We start from the raw sequence: 6,613 nt of genomic DNA, 5'->3' as shown, positions 1-6,613 counted from the left end.
ACGGACGACGCCATGCACCACAGGGCGCCGGTAACTATGACCGAGCCTTGGATTCGCAGGTCGGTCACAAAGATAAAGGCGATCCCGGCATAGGCGATAGCAAAGGTCCAGAGCGCCGAGAGGCGCAGCTTCTGGCGGAAGAATAAGGCACCAAAGACAATGACGAACAGCGGATAGGTGAAGATGATCAGCCGTTCGAACTGGGGGGTTAGCGTCACCAGGCTTTCGAAATCGGTATAGCTGGCGAACCAGTAGCCCAGAGCGCCAACGGCCAGGGTCTTCAGGTACAGGTCCGGACGGGTGCCGATGGGCGGTGGACCTTCCAGCCCCCGAGATTTCATACGCCAGTAGGTCGCAAGTCCACCGATGACGAAGAAGGGCGTGGCCATCAACAGGCGCAGGGTCAGGAGGGACGACGCGTCGATGTCATATTGGTAGGCGACCTTGATCCAGATGCCCTTGCTGGCAAACAGGAAGGCGCCCAGCCCAGCCATGATGTAGCCGCCCCAGACGGCAAGCCATTTGGATGAGGGCGTCGCGGATTGTGGGGCGGTGGACATCGGCGGAGACTTTGATCTGGGCGCCGAGGGGAGTTCAGCGCCGGACGAAGAGGGCGCTGCAAACGGACGAAAACCGGAACTACAGGGCCTTGGTTTTGAAAAGCTGACGCGCAGCCCAAATGAGCTTGGACAAAATATCCAGTTGGATGGTGGCGCGGGTGGTGACAAGGTGATTGATCATGGCCGCCGCCTTAGCCAATCTGGGCCTCCATGGCAATGTCTGGACCTCTGGAATGCTGTCACGTCTTGTTTCGCTTTTGATGTTGCTGGTGATCGCCGGAACGGCGCAGGCCAAACCGCGCGTGTTGTCCGGCAAGGCCTGGGCGATCGATGGCGACACGATCGTCATCAAGGGCCAACATATCCGGCTCTATGGAATTGACGCCTTTGAGGAAGGGCAGGTCTGCGGGCGAATGGCTTGCGGTGGAAAAGCGACCGTGGCGATGGAAGGCCTCATTGGCAAAGGCATTCTCAGTTGCGAACAGCAAGATGTCGACGGCTACGGCCGTGTGGTTGCGATCTGCAAGTCATCCTCTGGCGTTGATCTGGGGCGCGAAATGGTCCGACGCGGACTGGCGGTCGCGTATCGCAGCTACTCGACGCGCTACCTGGCGGATGAAAGATGGGCAAAGGCGAACAAGCACGGGGCGTGGGCGCATGGCTTCGACAGTCCGCTGCATTGGCGGCGAACACATCAATAAGGTTCGGTAGGCGCATGACCGGTCGGCGCTATCTGATCAGGGGCAGGGCGGCGGGGCCGGCATCGTCGCTATGGATGCCGGTCAGACGCGGATCGTCGGCGATCTCGATGCCGCGGGCATAGGGGATGAAGCCCATTTTTTGGTAGAAGGGCAGGGCCTTTGGATCGTCGGCGCTGCAGGTATGGACCCAAACGCGCTTGGTGGTTTGATCGGCCCAAGCGAGGCGCTGGGCCTGGTCCATTAACCAACTGCCGAGGCCTTTTCCTGTCTGGCCGGGGGTGAAGCCGAAATAGGAAACCTCGACATTTCCATCGTCTTGGCCGTCCAATTCCAACAAGCCAATCTTTTGGGTGTCGCGGACCACAGCCCATGTCTTGTGATTGGGATCGGCAAACAGGGCTTCGAGGTAGGTCCGGGATTTCAGCAGGCGGCCGAACCACAGCCACGGGGCACCGATCGCCTTGAACAGGTCGAGATAGGCATCGATGTCGACCTGAGGCCAGGCTTTGAGTGATACGCCGGCGGGCGCGCCAAACGGCTCGCGCTGTGGTGGGGCGCGTTGTTCGAGATAGGTGACGACCATGGCAATCTTGCCCGCCGGCAGCATATAGTCACCGCTGGCGAGATCAAGCACCGGTGTTGTCATGTCACAGTCCGTTGGCAGCCGACAGCACGGCCTTGACCGATGCCGTGGCGATATCGTCGTCAATGCCGATTCCGAAGACTCGGCTGTCGTCCGGCGTTTTGCATTCGATATAGGCGACGGCCTGGCTCAATGATCCCTTGGTCAGGGCGTGCTGACCGTAGTCCATCACTTCCAGTTCCAGGCCGTAGTGGTCGTTCAGAGCTTCGATCGCGCTGGAAATCAGGCCATTGCCGTGGCCGATGACCGAGGCTTCGACGCCTTCCTTGACGATGCGGCCGACAAAGGTGCGCTGGGTGCCGGAATGGACGGCGGCGGCCTGTTCGTAGGCTATCAGGCCATATCGGCCGCCATTGAGGTGGTAGGCGTCCTGGAAAGCCGCCCAGATTTCGGCCGAGGCCAGTTCGCGCGCGGTGGCGTCGGTGATCTCCTGAACCTTACGCGAGAAGTCGATCTGCAGGCGGCGCGGTAATTTCAGGCCGTGGGTCTGTTCCAGGATCCAGGCGATGCCGCCCTTGCCCGACTGGGAATTGACGCGGATGACGGCTTCGTAGCTTTCGCCAAGATCGGCCGGATCGATCGGCAGGTAGGGCATGTCCCAAATGCCATCATTGCGCTGTTCATGGGCGGCAAAGCCCTTGCGGATGGCGTCCTGGTGCGAGCCCGAAAAGGCAGTGAAGACCAGTTCACCGGCGTAAGGGTGGCGTGGGTGGACCGGGATGTTGTTGCAGTGTTCGACCGTGCGGACGATCTCACGCATATTGGAGAAATCGAGTTCCGGCGCGATGCCCTGAGTGTACAGGTTCAAACCCAGGGTGACCAGGTCGACATTGCCCGTGCGCTCGCCGTTGCCGAACAGGCAGCCTTCGATGCGGTCGCCGCCGGCCAGCAGGCCCAGTTCGGCAGCAGCCGTACCAGTGCCGCGATCGTTGTGCGGGTGCAGGCTGATGACCACGCTGTCGCGGCATGAGACGTTGCGGCAGAACCATTCGATCTGGTCGGCGTATGTGTGCGGACCTGCAACCTCGACCGTCGCCGGCAGGTTCAGGATCAGCGGCTTTTGCGGCGTCGGCTTGAGCACCTTGATCACCGCTTCGCAAACTTCGAGAGCGAATTCCGGTTCGGTGGCGGTAAAGGTTTCTGGGCTGTACTCAAACGACCAGTCGGTGTCGGGTTGCTTCGCGGCTTCGTCGCGTAACAGGGTGGCGCCCCTGACGGCTAGCGCCAGGACATCGGCGCGGTCGAGACCGAAAACGACTCGCCGGAACAGCGGCGAGGTCGCGTTATACAGGTGGACGATGGCCTGTTTGGCCCCTTTTAGAGATTCGAAGGAGCGCTTGATGAGGTCTTCGCGCGACTGAGTCAGGACCTGGATCGTGACATCGTCGGATATCAGGTTTTCTTCGATCAGCTTGCGCACGAAATCGAATTCGGTCTGCGACGCCGAAGGGAAGCCGACCTCAATCTCCTTGAGCCCGACCTTCAGCAACATGTTGAAGAAGATCATCTTCTTCTCGACGTCCATGGGGTCGGCCAGGGCCTGATTGCCGTCGCGCAGATCGGTTGACAACCAGCGCGGCGCCTTGGCCACCGTCTTCGACGGCCAGGTGCGGTCGGACATGTCAACGCCCAGCGAAAATGGACGGTATTTGGTTTCGGGATTGGGCAACATCGGCATGGCGGGGCATTAGGACGTGAGGCCTTTCAAGTCAATGCACTTGGACACTGTTTGTAAATGCGTGATGCAGGCCTGCAAAGTGCCGCTTTCTGCGCTTCCGGTGCTCACGTACTGAAGTACGCTCCGCTCCGGGTCTCGAAATCAGCCCTTTTCGGCTCTGCCTCACCCATTTTCAAAACAGTCTCTTGGAGAGGGGGGAGGAATGTGTTGTTTTCGCGTATCAGACGCTATATAGAGGCCACAACCTGTTTCGAGCGCCGGACGCGGATGATAAATCCCGGCCGATGGCGCTCTTTTCCTATTGCTGAGGTCGCCTATGGCTCGCGTCACCGTCGAAGATTGCGTCGAACAGATCGACAACCGTTTCAACCTCGTTCTTCTGGCCGCGCACCGCGCCCGCGCCATCTCGTCGGGTTCCGCCATCCTGGTCGATCGCGACAACGACAAGAACCCGGTTGTGTCGCTGCGTGAAATCGCCGACAAGGCCATTGAGCCGCATGTCCTGACCGAAAGCCTGATCGCTTCGCTGCAACGCGTTGACGAGCGTACCGAGGCCGAGGAAGAAGCCGAAACCCTGGCTCTGCTGGCCGATCCCCAGCACCAGCAGATGTCGGAAAGCGAGCTGATCCGCGCGCTGCAATCCGACCGTGATGGTGGCCAGGAAGAGCGCTACTAGATTTCGCTTTCAAGAAAGCCATATGAAAAAGGTCCGGATATCGTCCGGGCCTTTTTTCGTGCTTGCCATAATCGCAAGGCATGCGACACTTTTTGTTTAAGTTCTTAAGGTTCAATCGAAGCGATGTCCGCAGAAGGTGAACAGGCCAATATTCTGGAAACGCCCGTAACGGGCGAAAGCCAACCTGCGCCGGTGCTCCAGGATGCCCCCAAGCCAGCGCCGCGGCCGAAATTTTTGCGTCAAGTCGAGTTGATCGACCGGGTGGCAGCCTACGATCCCACCGTCGACGAAGCCATGCTGAACCGCGCCTATGTCTACGCCATGCGTATGCACGGCGCGCAACTGCGGGCATCGGGCGATCCGTATTTTGCCCACCCGATCGAGGTGGCGGGAATTCTGACCGACTACAAGCTGGATGCGGCGACGATCGCCACGGCGCTGTTGCACGACACCATCGAGGATACCCCGGCGACGCGTGAGGAAATCGCGGCCAAGTTCGGCGAGGAGGTCGCCAACATGGTCGAGGGCGTCACCAAGCTGACGCAACTGGAACTGCAGTCGGAATATACCAAGCAGTCGGAAAACCTGCGCAAATTCATCCTGGCCATCAGTCGCGATATCCGCGTGCTGCTGGTCAAGCTGGCCGACCGGCTGCACAATATGCGCACCTTGCAATATGTGAAGCCGGAGAAGCGCGAGCGGATTTCACGCGAAACCCTGGAAGTCTATGCGCCGCTGGCACGGTCGATCGGTTGCAACCGCTTCGCCACCGAATTGGAAGATCTGGCGTTTTCGTACATCAATCCGAAGGCCCACGCGGCCATCGTCCGCCGGCTGGAAGAGATGCGGACAGAAAAGGGCGATGCGATTCGCGCCATCGCCCGTGATGTCGCCGCCAAGCTGGAAAAGCAGGGCATGTTTGCCCGCGTGTCCGGCCGGGAAAAGTCGCCCTACTCGATCTGGAAGAAGCTGCAGCGCAAATCTATGGGCTTTTCGCAGTTGTCGGACATCTACGCCTTCCGGGTGGTGGTCAACAGTGCCGACGATTGTTACCGCGGCTTGGGCATTATCCACAGAGCCTGGCCGATCGTGCAGGACCGGTTCAAAGACTTCATTTCGACGCCCAAGAGCAACAATTACAAGTCCTTGCACACGACAGTTGTCGGCCATAAGGGACTGCGTATCGAGCTTCAGATCCGAACGGAAGAGATGGATCGCGTGGCGGAAGAGGGCGTCGCCGCCCACTGGGGCTACAAGAATCAGGCCTATGGCTTCGACGAAGAAGCGGCGACTGCCAATGGCGGACGCAACCCGATCGCGGCCTTGCGCGATATCGTCAGCATCGTCGAAAGTGGCGGCGATTCTGAGGACTGGGTTGAACATGCCAAGATGGAGATGTTCACAGACCAGGTCTTTGTCTTTTCGCCGAAGGGGAAGTTGGTCTCCTTGCCGCGTGGCGCCATGCCGCTGGATTTCGCCTTCGCCGTCCATACGGAAATCGGTGAAAAGGCCATCGGCGCCATTATCAATGGCGAACACCGGCCGCTACGGACGGTGTTGCAGAACGGCGATCAGGTCGAAATCCTGGCCGGCCAGGAATCGCGTGTCACCCAAGACTGGTTCTCTTTGACGGTGACGGGCAAGGCGCGTTCGGCGATTCGGCGTCATATCCGTCAGCGCGAGCGCGACGATTTCATCACGGTCGGACGGACAGCGGTCGAGCGTGCCGCGGCGCAGGTCGACAGGCGGCTGACCGACATCAGCTGGCGGCCGGCGTTCGAGCGTTTCCATGTTACGAGCGAGGACGAGCTGTTTGAGCTGTGCGGCCGCGGAAAGATCTTCCCGGCCAAGATCCTGGAGGCGATTTTCCCCGGGCTGAAGCTGCCGCTGCTGCTGTCGCCGGACACGCTGACGCGCGTTCGCGATGGCGAGGGCGGCTTGGCCTTTGTGCGCGGCTCGGCGTTGCGGGCATCGCAGACGGTGATTTTTTCGAGTTGTTGCCATCCGGTGCCGGGCGATCGCATTATCGGGATTGTCGAAGGCGATGACGTCCACGTCCACTCGATCGATTGCGAGCGCCTGGAGGCTCTGGACGATGACAAGGAGGCCTGGATCGATCTGCATTGGACACTGAATGCCGAAAAAAATACCTTAAGTGTGGCGCGTATCCGTGTGAATATGCAGAACAAACCGGGAGTTCTTGGGCAGGCCTGTACGCTGATCGGGGAGGCCAAGGGGAATATCGTCAAGATCGATATCAAACCCAATGCCGTCGACTTTTTGGACATCGATTTCGATATCGAGGTGATCGATGCGCGGCATATCACCAATATTTCGGCGGCGTTGCGGACATCG

The 6,613-nt window shown here is 59.7% G+C and carries 6 protein-coding genes; 3 read left to right on the top strand and 3 right to left on the bottom strand.

Annotated features, from left to right (window positions below; genetic code table 11):
• A partial coding sequence (locus ABI_RS25345; protein ID WP_157139005.1) for an EamA family transporter occupies positions 1-560 on the bottom strand: 560 nt, incomplete at its 3' end.
• 179 nt (positions 561-739) lie between these two features.
• Between ABI_RS25345 and ABI_RS17850 the strand changes: the two genes are divergently transcribed.
• A complete protein-coding gene (locus ABI_RS17850; protein WP_006274452.1) occupies positions 740-1,261 on the top strand; it encodes a thermonuclease family protein in 522 nt (173 codons plus the stop codon).
• Positions 1,262-1,289: 28 nt separating this feature from the next.
• Here the strand turns inward: ABI_RS17850 and ABI_RS17845 are convergent, their stop codons facing one another.
• Together ABI_RS17845 and leuA are read right to left on the bottom strand one after the other, a co-directional pair.
• Entirely contained in the window at positions 1,290-1,907 is a 618-nt protein-coding gene (locus tag ABI_RS17845) for a GNAT family N-acetyltransferase (protein WP_006274451.1), read from the bottom strand.
• A gap of 1 nt (position 1,908) precedes the next feature.
• The gene (leuA, locus tag ABI_RS17840) at positions 1,909-3,582 is read right to left on the bottom strand and encodes a 2-isopropylmalate synthase (RefSeq protein WP_245531389.1); all 1,674 of its coding nucleotides are present in this window, start codon (positions 3,580-3,582) and stop codon (positions 1,909-1,911) included.
• A 316-nt stretch (positions 3,583-3,898) separates the two neighbouring features.
• On the opposite strand from leuA, the gene rpoZ reads away from it, so the two are divergent.
• Both rpoZ and ABI_RS17830 read left to right on the top strand, forming a co-directional pair.
• On the top strand, positions 3,899-4,258 hold the full coding sequence (rpoZ, locus tag ABI_RS17835; RefSeq protein ID WP_006274449.1) for a DNA-directed RNA polymerase subunit omega: 360 nt from the start codon (positions 3,899-3,901) through the stop codon (positions 4,256-4,258).
• 123 nt (positions 4,259-4,381) lie between these two features.
• On the top strand, positions 4,382-6,613 hold a 2,232-nt coding region (locus ABI_RS17830; RefSeq protein WP_083811554.1), incomplete at its 3' end, for a RelA/SpoT family protein.

Origin of the sequence: Asticcacaulis biprosthecium C19 (assembly GCF_000204015.1) — a bacterium.
In the GTDB taxonomy this organism is placed as follows: Bacteria; Pseudomonadota; Alphaproteobacteria; order Caulobacterales; family Caulobacteraceae; genus Asticcacaulis; species Asticcacaulis biprosthecius.
The sequence above is the reverse complement of the archived record's forward strand: the minus strand, read 5'-3'. Positions and strand labels throughout refer to the sequence as shown.